The sequence below is a fragment of the Streptomyces sp. NPDC053427 genome, assembly GCF_044544985.1.
Classification (GTDB): Bacteria; Actinomycetota; Actinomycetes; order Streptomycetales; family Streptomycetaceae; genus Streptomyces.
On sequence record NZ_JBITYA010000002.1, the window covers coordinates 709,599 to 727,140 of the forward strand.

At 71.9% G+C, this 17,542-nt stretch carries 14 protein-coding genes and 1 other RNA gene; 2 read left to right on the top strand and 13 right to left on the bottom strand.

Annotation, left to right across the window (positions count from 1 at the left end; all coding sequences use genetic code 11):
- Window positions 1-36 precede the first annotated feature (36 nt).
- The 5 genes from ACIGWZ_RS07810 to ACIGWZ_RS07830 all read right to left on the bottom strand — a co-directional run bounded on the left by ACIGWZ_RS07810 (window position 37) and on the right by ACIGWZ_RS07830 (window position 6,722).
- Window positions 37-1,470 (bottom strand): NAD-dependent malic enzyme, encoded by a 1,434-nt coding sequence (locus ACIGWZ_RS07810; protein WP_400061883.1) that lies wholly within the window; start codon window positions 1,468-1,470, stop codon window positions 37-39.
- Between the two features lie 530 nt (window positions 1,471-2,000).
- The gene (locus tag ACIGWZ_RS07815) at window positions 2,001-4,370 is read right to left on the bottom strand and encodes a HelD family protein (RefSeq protein ID WP_400061884.1); all 2,370 of its coding nucleotides are present in this window, start codon (window positions 4,368-4,370) and stop codon (window positions 2,001-2,003) included.
- A 218-nt stretch (window positions 4,371-4,588) separates the two neighbouring features.
- Complete coding sequence (locus tag ACIGWZ_RS07820) at window positions 4,589-5,341, bottom strand: anti-sigma factor family protein (RefSeq protein WP_400061886.1); 753 nt, start codon at window positions 5,339-5,341, stop codon at window positions 4,589-4,591.
- Entirely contained in the window at window positions 5,338-5,877 is a 540-nt protein-coding gene (locus tag ACIGWZ_RS07825; protein ID WP_400061888.1) for a sigma-70 family RNA polymerase sigma factor, read from the bottom strand. The genes ACIGWZ_RS07820 and ACIGWZ_RS07825 overlap by 4 nt, the downstream gene beginning before the upstream one ends.
- Before the next feature lie 233 nt (window positions 5,878-6,110).
- Complete coding sequence (locus ACIGWZ_RS07830; RefSeq protein ID WP_400061890.1) at window positions 6,111-6,722, bottom strand: CGNR zinc finger domain-containing protein; 612 nt, start codon at window positions 6,720-6,722, stop codon at window positions 6,111-6,113.
- 193 nt (window positions 6,723-6,915) lie between these two features.
- Between ACIGWZ_RS07830 and ACIGWZ_RS07835 the strand changes: the two genes are divergently transcribed.
- Window positions 6,916-7,692 (top strand): class I SAM-dependent methyltransferase, encoded by a 777-nt coding sequence (locus tag ACIGWZ_RS07835; RefSeq protein ID WP_400061891.1) that lies wholly within the window; start codon window positions 6,916-6,918, stop codon window positions 7,690-7,692.
- Window positions 7,693-7,756: 64 nt separating this feature from the next.
- Here ACIGWZ_RS07835 and ACIGWZ_RS07840 read toward each other — a convergent pair whose 3' ends face one another.
- The 3 genes from ACIGWZ_RS07840 to ACIGWZ_RS07850 form a co-directional block, all read right to left on the bottom strand.
- The gene (locus tag ACIGWZ_RS07840) at window positions 7,757-8,923 is read right to left on the bottom strand and encodes a uroporphyrinogen-III synthase (RefSeq protein WP_400061893.1); all 1,167 of its coding nucleotides are present in this window, start codon (window positions 8,921-8,923) and stop codon (window positions 7,757-7,759) included.
- Between the two features lie 209 nt (window positions 8,924-9,132).
- Window positions 9,133-10,575, bottom strand: coding sequence for a nitrate/nitrite transporter (locus tag ACIGWZ_RS07845; protein WP_400061894.1), 1,443 nt, complete (start codon window positions 10,573-10,575; stop codon window positions 9,133-9,135).
- 114 nt (window positions 10,576-10,689) lie between these two features.
- Window positions 10,690-11,679, bottom strand: coding sequence for a LysR family transcriptional regulator (locus ACIGWZ_RS07850; protein WP_400061896.1), 990 nt, complete (start codon window positions 11,677-11,679; stop codon window positions 10,690-10,692).
- 103 nt (window positions 11,680-11,782) lie between these two features.
- Between ACIGWZ_RS07850 and ACIGWZ_RS07855 the strand changes: the two genes are divergently transcribed.
- Complete coding sequence (locus tag ACIGWZ_RS07855) at window positions 11,783-13,192, top strand: MFS transporter (RefSeq protein ID WP_400061897.1); 1,410 nt, start codon at window positions 11,783-11,785, stop codon at window positions 13,190-13,192.
- Between the two features lie 103 nt (window positions 13,193-13,295).
- Here ACIGWZ_RS07855 and ssrA read toward each other — a convergent pair.
- The 5 genes from ssrA to ftsE form a co-directional block, all read right to left on the bottom strand.
- Window positions 13,296-13,665: a transfer-messenger RNA gene (ssrA, locus tag ACIGWZ_RS07860) on the bottom strand.
- A 170-nt stretch (window positions 13,666-13,835) separates the two neighbouring features.
- Window positions 13,836-14,336: an SsrA-binding protein SmpB gene (smpB, locus tag ACIGWZ_RS07865; protein WP_400061899.1), complete on the bottom strand. Its 501-nt coding sequence runs from the start codon at window positions 14,334-14,336 to the stop codon at window positions 13,836-13,838.
- Window positions 14,337-14,354: 18 nt separating this feature from the next.
- Window positions 14,355-15,554 carry a S41 family peptidase gene (locus ACIGWZ_RS07870; RefSeq protein ID WP_400061901.1) on the bottom strand — a complete coding sequence of 400 codons (1,200 nt, stop codon included), beginning with the start codon at window positions 15,552-15,554 and terminating at the stop codon, window positions 14,355-14,357.
- A 67-nt stretch (window positions 15,555-15,621) separates the two neighbouring features.
- Window positions 15,622-16,533 (bottom strand): permease-like cell division protein FtsX, encoded by a 912-nt coding sequence (ftsX, locus tag ACIGWZ_RS07875; protein ID WP_400061903.1) that lies wholly within the window; start codon window positions 16,531-16,533, stop codon window positions 15,622-15,624.
- A 32-nt stretch (window positions 16,534-16,565) separates the two neighbouring features.
- On the bottom strand, window positions 16,566-17,255 hold the full coding sequence (ftsE, locus tag ACIGWZ_RS07880; RefSeq protein WP_030069385.1) for a cell division ATP-binding protein FtsE: 690 nt from the start codon (window positions 17,253-17,255) through the stop codon (window positions 16,566-16,568).
- Between the last annotated feature and the right edge of the window lie 287 nt (window positions 17,256-17,542).

Here is a 17,542-nt window from a genome sequence, read left to right on the forward strand (position 1 = left end):
GGGCCTACGGAGGCCGTGTCACGCGACGCGCCGTACTCAGAGGGCCGTGGTGGCCATCACATCGGGGTCGGCGGCCTTGGCCGCATCCCGCACCGCACCGGCCACCGCGCCCGCGACCTTGTCGTTGAAGACGCTGGGGATGATGTAGTTCGGGTTGACCTCGTCGTCCAGGACAACCTCGGCGAGGGCACCGGCCGCGGCCAGCATCATCTCGGTGTTGACCGTGCGGGACTGCGCGTCGAGCAGACCGCGGAAGACGCCGGGGAAGACCAGGACGTTGTTGATCTGGTTCGGAAAGTCGGAGCGGCCGGTGGCGACGACCGCGGCGGTCTGCCGGGCGATGGCCGGGTCGACCTCCGGGTCGGGGTTGGCGAGTGCGAACACGATCGCGCCCTCGGCCATCTTCGCGACGTCGTCGCCGTCCAGGACGTTGGGCGCGGAGACGCCGATGAAGACGTCCGCGCCGACCACGGCCTCCTTGAGGGTGCCGGTGACGCCCTCGGGGTTGGTGTTGTCGGCGATCCAGCGCAGCGGCGAGTCCGGGTCGGCGTCGACGAGGTCGGCGCGGCCGGCGTGCACCACGCCGTGGATGTCGGCGACGACGGCGTGCCGGACGCCGGCCGCGATCAGCAGCTTGAGGATGGCGGTGCCGGCGGCTCCCGCGCCGGACATCACGACCCGTACGTCCTCGATCTTCTTGCCGACGACGCGCAGCGCGTTGGTGAGGGCGGCGAGCACGACGATGGCGGTGCCGTGCTGGTCGTCGTGGAAGACGGGGATGTCCAGGGCCTCGCGCAGCCGCGCCTCGATCTCGAAGCAGCGGGGGGCGGAGATGTCCTCGAGGTTGATGCCGGCGAAGCCGGGGGCGATGGCCTTGACGATCTCGACGATGGCGTCGGTGTCCTGGGTGTCCAGGCACAGCGGCCAGGCGTCGATGCCCGCGAAGCGCTTGAAGAGGGCCGCCTTGCCCTCCATGACGGGCAGGGCGGCCATGGGGCCGATGTTGCCGAGGCCGAGGACCGCGGAGCCGTCGGTGACGACCGCGACGCTGTTGCGCTTGATGGTCAGGCGGCGGGCGTCCTCGGGGTTGTCGGCGATGGCCTGGCAGACCCGCGCGACGCCGGGGGTGTAGATCATCGAGAGGTCGTCGCGGCTGCGGATGGGGTGCTTCGACGACATCTCGATCTTGCCGCCGAGGTGCATCAGGAACGTACGGTCGGAGACCTTGCCGAGCGTGACGCCGATGATCTCGCGCAGTTTGGAGACGATCTCGTCCGCGTGCGCGGTGGACGTCGCGGCGATGGTGACGTCGATCCGGAGCTTTTCGTGGCCGGAGGCGGTCACGTCGAGGCCGATGACCGACCCGCCGGAGGACTCCACGGCCGTGGTGAGCTGGCTGACGGCGGTGCCGCTCGCGGGAACTTCCAGTCGCACCGTCATCGAATACGAGACGCTAGGCGCCGTTGCCATGGCCGACTTCCTCTGCTTTCCCTTGTTTCTCTCTAAGCGGCTCCGTGACCCGGGGATGCCCAAGGTACGGAGCGCGTTGTCCGATCGTCCCACCTACCAGCCGGTACACGGTAACCAGCTACGAAATTCGGAAAGACAATTCCACCATACGAGAGAGCACGGGTGAGTGGAACCCCCCTCCCCCGATCTCCACAAGGCGTTTTCCGGCACGGACCGATCCGGCACCGACCGATCCGGCAGGGACCGAGGGCCCGCCCGCACGGGCGGAACGACCGCGGGCGCCCCTCCCGAAGGAGGGGCGCCCGCAGACTGCTTAGGACACCGACCCGCCATGCTCGCCTCGCGGCAAGTGGTCGCTCGTAGCGACGATGGTTGGGCCCGGGGGCTTGGATCGAGCCGGTGCCGTCACCCAGGCTAACAAACCATCCTCGGATGCGAATCCCGTCCCGGGCAGCCGATTCCAGGACCCCTCGTACGGCGGCCGGTCCCCTCCCCCGTACGGAGGCGGCCGGCCGCGCGGACGGCGGCGGTCAGTCGCGCAGCAGGTCGGGCACCCCCGCCGCGTCCGGTTCGTCGCGTGCGGTGGAGAGCACCGTCAGCTGCTGGGTGGCGCGGGTCAGTGCCACATAGAGCACCCGCAGCCCGGCCGGTGACTCGTCGGCGATCTCGGCGGGCGAGACCACCAGGGTCGCGTCGTACTCCAGCCCCTTGGCCTCCAGCGAGCCCAGCGCCACCACACGGTCGCCGAGCCCGGCCAGCCAGCGGCGGGCCTGCTCGCGGCGGTCCATGGCCACCACGACGCCGACCGTGCCGTCCACCTCGCCCAGCAGCCGCCCGGCCTCGGCCACCGTGGCCCGCGCCAGTTCCTCGTCGGCGGCGGCGCCGTCGGGGGACGTCACGGCGAACCGCGGCTCCAGTCCGGTGGAGCGGACCGCGTTCGGCGACCGCATGCCGGGCATGGCCAGCGCCAGCACCTTGGCCGCCAGTTCGGCGATCTCCGCCGGGTTGCGGTAGTTCACGGTGAGCGTGAAGCGGCGCCGCGGGCGGGTGCCGAGGGCCTCGTCGCGGGCGAGGGCGGCCTCGTCCGGGTCGGACCAGGACGACTGCGCCGGGTCGCCGACCACCGTCCAGGTGGCGTGCCGACCGCGGCGGCCGACCATCCGCCACTGCATCGGCGTCAGGTCCTGCGCCTCGTCGACGATGACATGGGCGTAGTCGGTGCGCTCCTCCTCCAGGCGCTCGCGCCGGCCGCGGCCGCCGGAGTTGCGGTCCGCAAAGGTCGACAGCTCCTCCAGACCGGTCAGGTGGTCCAGCGGATCGGCCTCGCGCGGGCGGGCCGGGCGGGCCGGAGCGCCCAGGATCTGCTGGAACTCGTCCAGCAGCGCGACGTCGTGCACCGACAGCGGGCCGCGCCCGTCGGGGCCCAGCCGACGCAGCGAACGGGCCAGCTGGCGCACCTCGCGCGGGTTGAGGATCCGGCGGGCCCAGCGGCCCAGCAGGCGCTCGTCGGCCATCGCGGCCAGCACCCCGCGCGGGGTGAGCTCGGGCCACCAGGCGTCCAGGAATTCCTGGAAGTCCGGCTCGGTGCCGAGGTCCTCGTCGAAGCCCTGGCGGACCTCGGCGGCCAGCTCGGGGTCCGTGTAGCGGCGGGCGGCGCCCGACTTGGTCCACAGGGCGTCCAGGATCAGCCGGCGGGCGCGCGGGCGCAGCAGGTTGACCGGGGCGGTGCCGCCGAGCGCGGCGTGCCGGATGTTGCGCAGCTCGTCGGCGTCCAGCTCCAGGCGCCCGCCGAAGGCGACGACGCGCAGCCGGGTGGTGTCCCGCTGCCGGTCCCGCGGCAGGTCCAGGGCGCCGCGGGCGGCCTTGCGCAGCAGCTTCTGCATCCGCGAGGAGCCCTTGACGCGGGAGACGGCCGGCGGGTCGTAGGCGGTGGCCTCGGCGCCGTCCACCAGGGAGCCCAGCGCGCGGATGGCGACCTGGCCCTCCTCGCCGAGCGAGGGGAGTACGCCTTCGGTGTAGGCGACCAGCAGCGGGGTCGGGGAGACGACCAGGATGCCGCCGGCGTAGCGGCGGCGGTCCTGGTAGAGGAGGTAGGCGGCGCGGTGCAGGGCGACCGCGGTCTTGCCCGTGCCGGGGCCGCCCTCGACCTCGGTGACGGAGTTGGCGGGGGCGCGGATCACCATGTCCTGCTCGGCCTGGATGGAGGCGACGATGTCGCGCATGGTGTGGCTGCGGGCCCGGCCGAGCGCGGCCATCAGCGCGCCGTCGCCGATGGCGGGCAGTTCGACGCCGTCGAGGGTGGCGGTGATCTCCGGGCGCATCAGATCGTCCTCGACGCCGAGGACCTTGCGGCCCTTGGAGCGGATGACGCGGCGGCGGACGACCCGGCCGGGCGCGACCGGGGTGGCGCGGTAGAAGGGTGCGGCGGCCGGTGCGCGCCAGTCGATGACCAGCGGGGAGTAGTCGGCGTCGAGCACTCCGAGGCGCCCGATGTGCAGCGTCTCGGCGATCGCGGCGCGGTTGTCCACGATGGCGCCGTCGGCGGGCTCGACGGAGGTGTAGGCGCCGTCCGGGCCCTTCTTTCCGTCCTTGCCGAGGAGCAGGTCGATCCGGCCGAAGAGGAAGTCCTCGTACTCGGAGTTCAGGCGGTGGAGATGGACGCCGGCCTGGAAGACCTGGGCGTCGCGTTCGGCGAACGCGCCGGGCGTGCCGACCTGGCCGCGTTTGGCGGCGTCGTCCATCAGGAACTCTGCTTCGTGGATCTTCTCCTCGAGGCGCCGGTAGACGCTGTCGAGATGCGTCTGCTCGGCCTCGATCTCACGGTCGCGAACGGAATCCGGTGCGTGACGGACGGCATCCGATGCGTGATCCGGTGCGTGCGTGGCGTTCTGCGCGGCCACCCAGGCCCCCTTCTGCTGTGCGTAGGGCAGCCGTCAACCGTACGCGAACCAGGCACCGTACGCATCTGGCCATACGGACAAAAAAGGGCGTGTCCGGTCGGATGTTGACCTAGACGTTAACGTCGGCACAAGTCCAGGTGACGGACGGTGCGGGTCCCGGATCGCTCCGGGACCACATCCGCCCGTCCGGTGGCGGCCCGGCGGACGCACGGCCGGTCTCAGACGTCGACGCTGGCCAGCCGGTCGCCGTCGAGCGTACGGATTTCGAAGCGGTCGATGTCGCCGCGGTTGAGGGCCGCCCCGCCCGCGGCGTAGAGCGGCTCGCGGTTCCATTTGGCCGTGCTGCCCTTGATGCCGTAGCCGCTCCTGGGGACCGCCCAGGTGGTGACGGTCTGGCGGCTGCCGTCCTTGCCGACGGCGACCAGGTCGCAGGTGAGCGGCCCCTTGACGCCCGCGAGCTGGAGGACGACCTGGGTTCCCCAGGGCCGGGCAGCCATGGAGACGCCCGCCGAGACCTTGGTGACGGGGTCGACGGCGGTCACCCGCTCGCCCGCGGCGTACTGCGCGCGGACGGCACCGGCGAGCGCGAGCGGCGGCGCGGCCGGCTCGTTCTTCGCTTCCGCACCGGTCAGGGCGAAGGTGGCGAGCGGCCCGCCGATGATCAGTGCGGCGGCCGCGGCGACGAGGTACAGCCGGCGCCGGCCGCGGCCGCGCCGGGTGGCCGCCACCTCGTCGAGCAGCCCGTCCAGGACGCCGGGCCCCGGTACGGCGGTGATCGTCTCCGGCGTGGGCGCGGTCTCCTTGAACTCGGCCAGCAGCGGGGACAGCATGAGCAGTTCCTCGAGTTCGGCCGCGCACCGGTCGCAGCCGGCCAGATGCTGCTCGAACCGCTGGGCGTCGGCGCCGTCCAGGACGCCCAGCGCATAGGCGCCGACGTCGGTGTGCCGGTCCGGCTGCGTGGGCGGGGTCACTCCGTCACTCCTCGTTCCTCTAGCGAGAGCTTCAGGGAGCGCAGCGCGTAGAAGACCCGGGACCGTACGGTCCCCGCCGGTACGCGCAGTACCTCCGCCGCCTCGCTGACCGTACGCTCCTTGAAGTACGTCTCGACAAGGGCTTCCCGGTGGGCCGGGCTCAGATCGCTCAGCGCCTCGGAGATCGTCATCATGCGCAGCGCCCGGTCGATCACATCGGCCGCCGGCATCGTCTCGAGGGGCGTCGCGTCGACTTCCTGGGGCCGGGCCTGGCGGCTGCGGTGGCCGTCGATGACGATCCGCCGTGCGACGGTCACCAGCCATGGCCGGATGGAGCCGGTCGCGCTCTGCAGCTGCTCGGCATTGCGCCAGGCACGCACCAGCGTCTCCTGCACCACGTCTTCCGCCCGGTGCCGGTCGCCCGCCACCAGGCGCAGGACGAAGGCGAGAAGCGGCCCCGCATGCTCGTCGTAGAGGGCTCTCATGAGCACCTCGTCAGGTGTCGTCCGGTCTGCCACGGCGGCATCCTTGCGCACTCCAACTCCCGGGTCGATAGCGCGGATCACCGGAGAGCGCCCGGGACCATGCCATGAATCGGCCTTGCGGGGAGGGATACGGACGGGACGGGCGGGTTCACTCAGGGTCCGGCGAATATTTTCGGCCAAGATTTCGAGCCAAGATTCCGGCCGGGGTCCGGCGCGGGCATCCGGGCGCCGCCTTCCGGGCGCGGGGATCGGCCCGGCGCCGCGGTACGGCCCGCGGCGCGGCGCTACCGTCCGCCCGGCCCGGCATTCCGGGCGCCGGCCCCGCTGCGGGCCGCCGTCCGCCTGCGGTGCCGCGCCACCCGCTCCCGGTTGCCGCACACCTCGCTGGAGCACCAACGGCGCCGCCGCCCGCGGGAGGTGTCCAGATAGACCAGCGAGCAGCTCTCCCCCGCGCACTGCCGCAGCTGCCCGCGCGCCGCGGCATCGGTCAGCAGCCCCACGGCGTCGCGGGCCACCGCGGCCAGCAGCCCGGTGCAGTCCGGCGGCCCCGGGAAGGTGCGGGCCAGCGTGCCGTCCTCGGCCCGTACCACGTGGACGGCGGGCGGACCGGCGGCCCCGGCCGCGGCGTTGAGCAGGTCCAGGTCGGCGTCGGCCGCCCGGCCGCGCAGTTCGTCGTGCACGACCCTGCGCAACAGCTCGCGCAGCGCCCGGAAGCGGGCGACCCACTGTCCGTCGACGCCGTCCAGCCGGACGCCGCGGGGCACCACGCCCGCGCCGGTCAGCCAGGCCGTCAAGTGCTCGGGGCCGGTGAGCCGTTCGGCGTCCTCGCCGGTCGTGGCCACCAGGTCCAGGCAGATCCGCCCGCAGTCGAACCGCAGGTCGTAACGCGCCTCCATGTGCCTGTCACTCCTTAGGGAACCAACGCGGAACACACGCGTGTGCTCCCAGAGTGCCCGGCGGGGGCGGCCGCCGGAAGCCTGCGGCGGTGGGGCCCGGTCCGCTCCCCGTTCGCACACCCACGAGTAGACACGAAGCGTAGACACTGCAAGTAGACATGATGCGTATACATCTCATGTATAGTCCGTCGGCATGTCGCCCACATCCCTGCGCAAGAACCGCGCCAGCCTGACGCACAAGATCGGCTACGCGGTACGGAACCCGGCCCGCATCACCCCGTACGTCAAACGCACCGCCCGCGACACCTGGCTGCGCCTCAAGCACCCCGATCACGTGGACTACTACCGCGCGGTGATGGCCTCGGACACCGGCCGCAACCCGGAGGCCGCGGTCGGCAGCCGCACCCATGAACGCTGGCTGGCGCTGGGCGAGATGCAGTTCGACTACCTGATGGAGCACGGCCTGCGGCCCGGCCACCGGATGCTCGACATCGGCTGCGGCAACCTACGGGCCGGCTGGCGGTTCATCGCCCACCTCGACGCGGGCCACTACTACGGCATCGACATCTCCCCGGACATCCTGATATCCGCGAAGCAGACCCTGACGACCTACGAGCTCCAGGACAAACTCCCGCACCTGACGATCACCCGGAACCTCACGCTGGACTTCCTCCCGGCGGCCCACTTCGACATCGTCCACGCGCACAGCGTCTTCTCGCACTCGCCGATCGACGTCATCGACGAGTGCCTGGCGCATGTCGGCCGGATCCTGGCACCCGGCGGCTTCTTCGACTTCACCTTCGACCGCACCGAGGGCACCGAGCACCAGGTGCTGCGCGAGGACTTCTACTACCGCACCGAGACGCTGCTGCGACTGGCCCGGAAGCACGGCCTCGAGGCGCGCTTCATGGAGGACTGGGAGACCCGTAAGCACGGCCAGTCCAAGATCCGCGTCAACAATCCGGCCTGAGGCCCGCCGGCCGGACCCCGCCTGCGCGCCGGCTCGCCGCCCGCCGCCCCGCCGCCCCGCCGCGTCAGCTTCCGTCGTACTTCCCGGTCTCCGCATGCGGATCGAGCGACAGCCGGTACCCCCGCTTGACCACCGTCTGGATCAGTTTCGGCGCGCCCAGCGCCGCCCTCAGCCGGGCCATCGCCGTCTCCACCGCATGCTCGTCCCGGCCCGCGCCCGGCAGCGCCCGCAGCAGATCCGCGCGGGAGACCACCCAGCCGGGGCGGCGGACCAGCGCGCGCAGCAGCGCCATCCCGGCGGGCGGCACCGGGCGCAGCTCGCCGTCCACCACGACGGCGTGCCCGCGGATCTCGACACGGTGCCCGGCGATCGGCAACGGCCGCGCCCGGCCCGGCAGTTCATGGCACAGCAGCTGCACCAGCGGCCCCAGCCGGAACCGCTCGGGCTGAAGGGTGGGGACGTCCTGCGCCTGGAGCGGCAGCGCGGTGACCGGCCCCACGCACACCGCCAGCACCTCCTGCCGCAGCGCCGCCAGCACCTCCTCCTGGATGCCGCGCTCCCCGGCGCGGCGCAGCAGGGAGGCGGCGGCCGGCGCACTGGTGAAGGTCACCGCGTCCAGGCCGCGGCCGACGACCGCGTCCAGCAGGCGGTCCACCGGGCCGATGTCCTCCGGCGGCATCCAGCGGTACACGGGGACGCCGACGACCTCGGCGCCGCCGTCCCGCAGCGCCTCGACGAACCCCGGCATCAGCTCCCCGTGCAGCTGGATGGCCACCCGGCGCCCGGCGACGCCCTCCTCCAGCAGCCGGTCGAGGACCTCGGCCATCGACTCGGAGGCCGGTGACCACTTCTCGCGCAGCCCGGCGGCCCGGATCGCGCCGCGCACCTTCGGGCCGCGGGCCAGCAGCTCCACGCCGGCCAGCCGGTCCAGCAGCACCTCGCCCAGCCCCCAGCCCTCGGCCGCCTCCACCCAGCCGCGGAATCCGATGGCGGTGGTGGCCACGACCACGTCCGGCGCGCTGTCGATCAGGGCCTGGGTCGCGGCGAGCAGCTCGGTGTCGTCCGGCAGCGGAACGATGCGCAGCGCGGGTGCATGCATGACCTGGGCGCCTCGCCGCTCCAGCAGCGCCCCCAGCTCCTGCGCCCGCCGGGCCGCGGTGACCCCCACCGTGAACCCGTCCAGCGCCCGCACGGCGGCCTGGCTCTCGTGGTCCTGCTGCTGATCGTGCATGGTCGTCCGTCCCGCTCCGCCCCCGAAGGTGCGCTGCATCGTCCTCCCCCGCCGCCGCGGCTCGGGCGGCAGGGGATCCAAGGCGTCAAGCCTGCCAACGGCTCGTGACAGGCCAGGTCTCCCAGTATTTCCCGTCTGTTACGGGCGCCCCGGGGGCCCCGCCCGGTGACCGGTGTGTCCGCGGGACCGCGGTGGCCGGCGGGGGCGCCTCAGACCTCGGCGTACACCGGCCGCGCGGCCCCCTCTCCGGCCTCCGGCGCCGTCACGGCCCGCCCGCGCGCCGCCGGCCGCAGGTATACGGCCCAGGTGACCACGCCGCACACCACATAGCAGGCCAGGAATGCCACGAAGGCCGGCGTCCCCGACCCGGTCTCCAGGAACGACTGCCGGAAGGCGAGGTTGATGCCCAGCCCGCCGAGCGCCCCCACCGCCCCGATCAGCCCCATCGCGGCCCCCGACAGCCGCCGCCCGTAGGCCGCGGCCGCCTCCCCCGCCAGCCCCCGCCGCAGCGCCTGGGCCTGGAAGATCCCCGGGATCATTTTGTACGTCGAGCCGTTGCCGAGCCCCGCCAGCACGAACAACGCCACGAACCCCACGAGGAACTCCGCCGGCGACCGCTGCGCCGCCGCATGGATCACCACCCCGGTGGCCGCGCCCATGGCGGCGAAATTCCCGAGCGTGATCCGCGCGCCCCCGAACCGGTCCGCCAGCCGCCCGCCGACCGGCCGCACCAGCGACCCCAGCAGCGGCCCGATGAACGTCAGCGACGCCGCCTGCAGAGGCGTCCGCGCGAACTGGCTCTGCAGCACGAGCCCGAACGCGAAGCTGTAGCCGATGAACGACCCGAACGTGCCGACGTACAGCAGCGCCATCACCCAGGTGTGCCGCTCCTTGGCCGCCTCCACGACCGCCCCGGTGTCGTTGGTCACCGGCGCCAGATTGTCCATGAACAGCGCCGCCAGCACCGCCGCGGCCACGATCAGCGGCACATACACACCCAGCACGATCCGCGGCTGGGCGGCCCCCGCCGTACCGATCACCAGCAGCCCCAGCAGCTGGATCACCGGCACCCCGATATTCCCGCCGCCGGCATTCAGCCCCAGCGCCCACCCTTTCTTCCGCAGCGGATAGAAAGAGTTGATATTCGTCATCGACGAGGCGAAATTCCCCCCGCCCACACCCGTCAGCGCCGCCACGACGAGGAAGGTCGTGTACGACGTCCCCGGCGTCATCACCAGCGCCGCGGCGCCCGTCGGCACCAGCAGCAACAGCGCGCTGCACACCGTCCAGTTACGTCCGCCGAACCGCGCCACCGCAAAGGTGTAGGGCACCCGCAGCACGCCTCCCACCAGCGTCGGCACCGCCACCAGGAAGAACTTCCCGGCCGGATCCACCCCGTATTCCGGCCCCATGAACAGCACCATCACCGACCACAGGCTCCAGATGGAGAACCCGATGTGCTCGGACAGCACGGAGAACACCAGATTCCGCCGCGCCACCCGCTCCCCGGTCTCCGCCCAGAACTCCGCGTCCTCCGGCTCCCACCGCTCGATCCACCGCCGCCCCCGCCGTGTACGACTGCCTCCACGGCTCCCACTGGGGGCACCGCCCGCCGCGTCCGTGCCGACCTCGGCCGTCATCCCGCCTCCCATGTCCCTGGCTCCTGCTCCCGAAGCTAGGGACGGCGGGTTTCCCCCCGATGCCGCCCGATGACGCCGACGAAACCTTGCACTCACGGGGCGGGCCGGGAGGTGGTGAGGGCCGGGTCAGCCCGGGAGCGTACGGGACGGGCGCCCCATCACCTCGGCATCCGCCTCCGGGAGCCACCACGGCTCCCCCGGAGGCGACAGCCACCCGGCCCGCTCCCCGAGTTCCCGGGCCACCGCCCGCAGCGCCTCCAGCCCCGGATGGCGCAGTCCCCGCCGCCACACCATCGACACGGGCGACAACGGGACCGGGTCCACCAGCGGCCGCAACACCATCCCCGGCACCTCGATGAACTCCACACTCGCCAGCACCGACCACCCCCGCTTCCGCACCACCCGCACGAATTCCTCGGGCCCCTCGATCTCCGGGAACGGCTCGGCCATCGCGATGCCCCGCCCTGCGAACAGCCGCGCCGCCAGGCCCGTCCACTCGGCGGTCCCGGCGTTCCCGGCGCCCGCGTAGAGCGTCTCGCCGGCCAGCTCCGCCAGCGGTACGGCCGCCCGCGCGGCCAGCGGATGATCCTCGCGCAGCAGCACCGCCATCGGCTCCAGCCGCACGGGCCGCTGCGCGAGCCCGGTCCGTATCCCCTGCGGGAGCCCCGCGAACCGCCCGAACGACACATCCAGCCGCCCCGCCGCCAGCTCCCCCGCCGCCCCGGTCAGCCCGCTGTGGAAACGCGCCACCAGCTCACAGTTCTCCGGCACCCGCTCCCGCGCCTCCGCCAGCATCCGGTACGCGGTCCCGACCGGCGCCCCGACATCCACCAGCAGCGGCCGCTCGGCGGCGCCCCGGAACGCGGCGGCCAGCTCGTCCTGCGCGCTCAACACCTGCCGCGCATACGGAAGCAGCCGCTCCCCCTCCGCCGTCAGCGCCACCTGCCGCGTGGTCCGCACGAACAGACCGGCCCCCAACTCCCGCTCCAGGCGACGGATATCGCGGCTGAGCGCCTGCTGGGCGACGTAGAGGCGCGCCGCGGCCCGGGTGAAGTGGAGCTCTTCGGCAACGGCGACAAACGACCGCAACAGCCGGGGCTCCATGTCGTACGCCATCGCGCCAGCCTCCCAGCCGCCTCACCAACTCACAACCCAGGTGCGTGAATGGGCCCCCGCCAGGTGTTGGACGCCCCTCGGCACCCCTTGCGACCGTGGACGCATGATCCTCTTCCTCGCCGCCCGCCCCGTGACCGCCCCTCCCGTACGCCCCACCGCCCCGTCCGCACCCGGCGCACGGCCGCCCACCCGCCCACGACCCGGCGCCCGCACGCCCCGCCGCCGCACGCCCCGCCGCCGCCTCCTCGCCCCGTACCGCCGGATCTTCGCCCCGCCCGGCACCCGCGCCTTCACCGCCGCCAATCTGCTGGCCCGGCTGCCGATGGGGATGCTCAGCGTCAGCGCGGTCCTGATGATCGCCGGGAGCCGCGGCTCCTACGCCCTGGCGGGAGCCGTCACGGCGACCGGCCTGGCCGCAACGGCGCTGGTCGGCCCGCTGACCGCCCGCCTCGTCGACCGGCACGGCCAGGCCCGCGTCGCCGTCCCGGCCACCGTCCTCGCCGCCCTCGGCTCCCTCTCCCTCCTTCTGTGCGTCCGCTACGACGCCCCCGCCTGGACCCTCTTCGCCTCCTACGCCGCCACCGCCACCACCCCCAACACCGGCGGCATGTCCCGCGCCCGCTGGGCCCACCTCTTCCGCGACGACCCGGCCGCCCTGCACACCGCCAACTCCTTCGAACAGTCCGCGGACGAACTCTGCTTCATGCTGGGCCCCGTCCTCGCCACCTTCCTCTGCACCACCCTCTTCCCCGAAGCCGGCACCGCCGTGGCGGTGACGCTCCTCCTCACCGGCGTCCTGCTCTTCGCCGCCCAGCGCCGCACCGAACCCCCCGTCACCCCACGCCCCTCCCCCGCGTCCTCCGCCTTTCCCCGACCTTCCCGGCCCCGTTCGCCGCTCCGCCTGCCCGGACTGCCGCCGCTGCTCCTCACCTTCCTCGCCACCGGCGCGATCTTCGGCTCCCTGGAAGTCGTCACCCTCGCCTACGCCGACGACCGCGGCGTACGCTCCGCAGCGGGCGCCCTGCTCGCCCTCCAGGCGGCCGGCTCCTGCACCGCGGGCCTCCTTTACGGCCTGCTGCGCCCGGCGAACCGGCCCGGACATCCCTCGCACCGCTTCCGTCTCTGCGTGGCCGCCATGGCCGCCCTGATGCTGCTCCCCCTCCTCGCCGCCCGGACCGGAAACCTGACGGCGCTGGCCTGCGCCCTGCTCCTGGCGGGGATGGCCACCGCGCCGACCATGGTCACCGGCATGGGGCTGATCCAGTCCCGCACTCCCGCGGCCCAGTTGAACGAGGGCATGACCCTGGCCGTGACCGCCCTGCTGAGCGGAATCGCGGCCGGTTCCGCGGCGGGCGGCTGGGCCGTGGACCACCTCTCCGGCACGGCGCGGAGCCCCCTCCTCGGCCCCGCCCTCGCCTACGCGGTTCCCGCCACCGCGGCCGCCCTGGCCCTCGCCCTCACGCTGATCACCGCGCGTACCCGCTCCACCGCCGGGCCCGCCGACCCCGCCTGACCGGCGCCGCATCCCACCGGCGGCGGTCGACCGCATCGGCCCATGGCAGGCAAAAAGCCACTGCCCCGCGAGGTTCCTCGCGGGGCAGTGGCTTACATGGGATGAGTGGAGATGGCGGGAATCGAACCCGCGTCCAACGGTGCAGAATCAGGGCTTCTCCGAGTGCAGTTCGCTGCGATTTTCTCGGCCCCGGAGATCACGCGAACAAGTCTCCGACGGGCCCAGCCACTGTTTGATTTCCTTCTAAACCCCGTGACCGGGTCTAGAAGTTTAGTTCCCTAGCTGATGCCAGGATCCGGGTCGGGAACAGCCCCGGGCTGACACTTCGCAAGTCGCTACTTAGGCAGCGAGGGCGAAGGAATCGCGCTTGGTGTTGGCGATTATTGTTTGCGACATATGGTTAACGAGATCATTGCCGCTTCCTCGACTCGCTTCCCCTGCTTCGACATCCGCTGTCGAAACCGATCATCCCCATGTTGATTTATCAAGCCGGCACCTACACCGGGGCGCCTGCACCCTCCGTGGGGTGCTCGGCCATCGTACGTGACCAACGCGTGCCGTTGCCAGCGTATTCCCCGGCAGGGCCACCGCGGGGCCGTCGCAGGACGGATTCCGCGGCCGGCGGGCGCGGCGCGGGCCCGGCTCAGGCCGCCCGCTGCCGCCGCCGCGCCGAGGAGATGGCGCGGTCCGTCTCGCGGCGGTCCTGTTGTTCGCGGAGTGTCTGCCGCTTGTCGTATTCCTTCTTGCCCTTGGCCAGTGCGATCTCGACCTTGGCGCGGCCGTCCTTGAAGTAGAGGGCCAGCGGCACGATCGTGTGGCCGCTCTCCTGGATCTTGGACTCCAGCTTGTCGATCTCGTGGCGGTGCAGCAGCAGCTTCCGCTTGCGCCGGGCACTGTGGTTGGTCCAGGTCCCCTGTGCGTATTCGGGGATGTGAACGTTGTGCAGCCACGCCTCATTGCGGTCGATCTGGACGAATCCGTCCACCAGCGACGCGCGGCCCTGCCGTAGCGACTTCACCTCGGTGCCGGTCAGCACCAGGCCACATTCATAGGTGTCCAGAATGTGGTAGTCGTGTCGCGCCTTCTTGTGCTGCGCCACGAGCTTGCGCCCGGGGTCCTTGTCCTTGCCCTTTTGGTTAGCCATAGTGCGGCCATTTTCGCACTACGAGCCGGTGCCGAGGCCACTCAATACTGTGCGGGCCCGTTTTTCCGCGTGGTCCTCGGCGATCAGGTCGGGGCTGATGCCCCGGCCGTCGACGGCCCGGCCGGACGGGGTGCGGTAGTGGCCGACGGTGAGCTCGGCGACCGAGCCGTCGGCGAGCCGGCTGGGCATCTGGACCGATCCCTTGCCGAAGGTCGGGGAGCCCACCACGATCGCCCGGCCGCGGTCCTGGAGGGCGCCGGCCAGCAGCTCGCCGGCGCTCATCGTGCCGCCGTCGACGAGGACGACCAGCGGGACACGGGTGTTGCCGCCGCGCTCGGCGTACAGGGCCCGCTGACTGCCGCGGACGTCGTAGGTGGCGACCAGTCCGCCGTCCAGGAACGCGGAGGCGGCGGAGACGGCCTCGGTGACCAGGCCGCCGGTGTTGCCACGCAGGTCGAGGAGCAGCCCGCCGCGCGGGGCGGCGCGGCGCACCGCCCGGCGGACCGCTTCGCCGGTGCCCTGGGAGAAGGCGGCGACCTTGATGCGGGTGGGTCCGTGCGGCCCGGCGGGCGGCACGACGGTGACGTTCTGGGTCTTCAGACGGGTGCGGTGCAGGGTCGTGCTCCAGTGCCGGGGGCCGCGCTGGAGGTCCAGCTCCACGGGGGTCCCGGCGCCCTCGGCGGGCTCGCCGCGCAGCCGGGCGACGATCTCGGTGACCGGTCTGCCCCTGACGGCCCGGCCGTCGATCGCGCGCAGCCCGTCGCCGATGGCGATCCCGGCGCGCTCGGCGGGGCTGCCGGGCTGGACCCGCGACACCCGGATCCGGCCGCCGTCGGCCTGCCGTACCCACAGGCCGACGCCGACGTAGGAGCCGTCCAACTGCTGCTCGAAGTCCTTGAACTCGCCGGGGGTGTAGATCGTCGACCAGCGGTCGCCGCTGCGGCTGACCACGTCGGCGGCGGCCTGCGATCCGGACTTGCCGTCCTCCATGGCCTGGGCCGCGGCGCGTTCGACGGCCGCGCGGTCGGCGGTACGGCTCGTGGCGCCGGCCTCGGCGGAGATTGCGCCACCGGAATCCGGCCGTCCCGCCGCGCCCTCGGCCCGCTCGCCCCAAGTGCCGGTCGCCACACCGGTGGCGAGCACACTCGCGAAGATCAACGTCAGGGCTGCCCCGCGGCGAATGCGGCGGGGCCGGTCGTACGAACACGGGCCCGACATGCCGGTGAGTCTAGGGGACAAAAGGGCGCCGTACGGTGAGTTGACCGTACGGCGCCCTTGGCAAAGCTCACACCTTGAGGTACTTGCGCAACGCGAAGAATGCGGCGAGCGCGGGCATCAGCAGCCCGATCAGCAGCACCAGCGGCAGCACCTGCGCCACCGAGTCCCAGCCGATGAAGTTGATCACCTGGATCTTCTTGGCCAGCCAGTTGTTGATCAGGATGGCCTTGCCGCCGACGATCAGCACACACGCGAAGGCGGCGCCGAGCAGGCCCGCGATGGCGGCCTCCAGGATGAACGGCATCTGGATGTAGAAGCTGGACGCGCCCACCAGGCGCATGATGCCGGTCTCCCGCCGCCTGCTGAACGCCGAGACCCGGACGGTGTTGACGATCAGCATCAGCGCAACGACCAGCATCAGCCCCATCACGCACAGCGCGGCGATGTTCATGCCGTTGAGGAGGTTGAACAGCGGCTCAACGGTGTCGCGTTGGTCCTGCACCTCCTGGACGCCGGGCCGCTCGGAGAACGCCGACTTGATGACGTCGTACTTCGTGGGGTCCTTGAGCTTGACCCGGAAGGACTCCGGCAGCTGGTCGGGGGTGACCAGTCCGGCGACGGGCGTGTCGCCGAACTGCTCCTTGTAGTGCTTGTATGCCTGGTCGCTGGTTTCGTGCTGCACCTTCTGCACGATCGGCAGCCGGTGCAGCTCCGCCAGAATGTCGTTCTTCTGCTGCTGGGTGGCGGCGCCCTTGGCGCAGTTGGCCCCCGTGGCGGCGTCGTTCTTGTTGCAGAAGAAGATGGAGACGTTGACCTTGTCGTACCAGTAGCCCTTCATCGTGCTGACCTGGTCGCGCATCAGCAGCGAGGCGCCGAACAGGCCCAGCGACAGGGCCACGGAGACGATGACGGCAAAGGTCATCGTGAGGTTACGGCGGAGACCGACGCCGATCTCCGACAGGACGAACTGGGCGCGCATGGCGTCCTTTCAGTGCTGGGGGCCGTACACGCTTAGTGCTGGTAGCCGTACACGCCGCGCGACTGGTCGCGTACGAGTCGGCCCTTTTCGAGTTCCATGACCCGCTTGCGCATCTGGTCGACGATCTGCTGGTCGTGGGTGGCCATGACCACCGTCGTACCGGTCCGGTTGATCCGGTCCAGCAGCTTCATGATGCCGACCGAGGTCTGCGGGTCGAGGTTGCCGGTGGGCTCGTCCGCGATGAGCAGCATCGGACGGTTGACGAAGGCCCGCGCGATGGCGACGCGCTGCTGCTCGCCGCCGGAGAGCTCTCCGGGCATGCGGTCCTCCTTGCCGCCGAGGCCGACGAGTTCGAGGACCTCGGGGACCGTCTTGCGGATCTGCCCGCGCGGCTTGCCGATGACCTCGAGGGCGAAGGCGACGTTCTGCCCCACCGTCTTGTTGGGGAGCAGCCGGAAGTCCTGGAAGACGGTGCCCACCTGGCGCCGCATCTGCGGAACCTTCCAGTTGGACAGCTTCGCGAGGTCCTTCCCCAGTACGTGCACGGCGCCATGGCTGGCGCGCTCCTCGCGCAGGAGCAGGCGCAGGAAGGTGGACTTACCGGAGCCCGAGGAACCCACCAGGAAGACGAACTCGCCGCGCTCGATCTCCAGGGAGACATCCCTGAGAGCGGGGCGGTTCTGCTTCGGGTAGGTCTTGGAGACGTTGTCGAATCGGATCACTGATGCACCACGGTCGACCTGGGTAGGGGCACGGTTTGCCGTGTTGCGGCTCCCGTCGGTGTGCGTGACCATACGCGAACCTCGTGATGCGGTGCAGTCACCGGAGGGGGTTGGTGCGTTTATTCACGGCATCTAGCCGGACATTCTCGGCATCTGGGTGGGGCGGTCGCGGCGCCCGGAGCGGGAAAAAGGAGCACAATTCCGCGGGGCGCGCCGTTCCGGCCGGAAGCTGGCACAGTGGTAGGGGGAACCAACGCGCCTCCCGGTGCGTTGGCGCAGTGAAGAAG

What these genes read in the sequence shown, in the direction of transcription:
- ACIGWZ_RS07810 (WP_400061883.1), bottom strand. Translation starts at nt 1,470, where the DNA reads ATGGCAACGGCGCCTAGCGTCTCGTATTCGATGACGGTGCGACTGGAA.
- ACIGWZ_RS07830 (WP_400061890.1), bottom strand. Translation starts at nt 6,722, where the DNA reads ATGGAGGCGCGTTACGACCTGCGGTTCGACTGCGGGCGGATCTGCCTG.
- ACIGWZ_RS07835 (WP_400061891.1), top strand. Translation starts at nt 6,916, where the DNA reads ATGTCGCCCACATCCCTGCGCAAGAACCGCGCCAGCCTGACGCACAAG.
- ACIGWZ_RS07840 (WP_400061893.1), bottom strand. Translation starts at nt 8,923, where the DNA reads ATGCACGATCAGCAGCAGGACCACGAGAGCCAGGCCGCCGTGCGGGCG.
- ACIGWZ_RS07845 (WP_400061894.1), bottom strand. Translation starts at nt 10,575, where the DNA reads ATGGGAGGCGGGATGACGGCCGAGGTCGGCACGGACGCGGCGGGCGGT.
- ACIGWZ_RS07850 (WP_400061896.1), bottom strand. Translation starts at nt 11,679, where the DNA reads ATGGCGTACGACATGGAGCCCCGGCTGTTGCGGTCGTTTGTCGCCGTT.
- ACIGWZ_RS07855 (WP_400061897.1), top strand. Translation starts at nt 11,783, where the DNA reads ATGATCCTCTTCCTCGCCGCCCGCCCCGTGACCGCCCCTCCCGTACGC.
- smpB (WP_400061899.1), bottom strand. Translation starts at nt 14,336, where the DNA reads ATGGCTAACCAAAAGGGCAAGGACAAGGACCCCGGGCGCAAGCTCGTG.
- ACIGWZ_RS07870 (WP_400061901.1), bottom strand. Translation starts at nt 15,554, where the DNA reads ATGTCGGGCCCGTGTTCGTACGACCGGCCCCGCCGCATTCGCCGCGGG.
- ftsX (WP_400061903.1), bottom strand. Translation starts at nt 16,533, where the DNA reads ATGCGCGCCCAGTTCGTCCTGTCGGAGATCGGCGTCGGTCTCCGCCGT.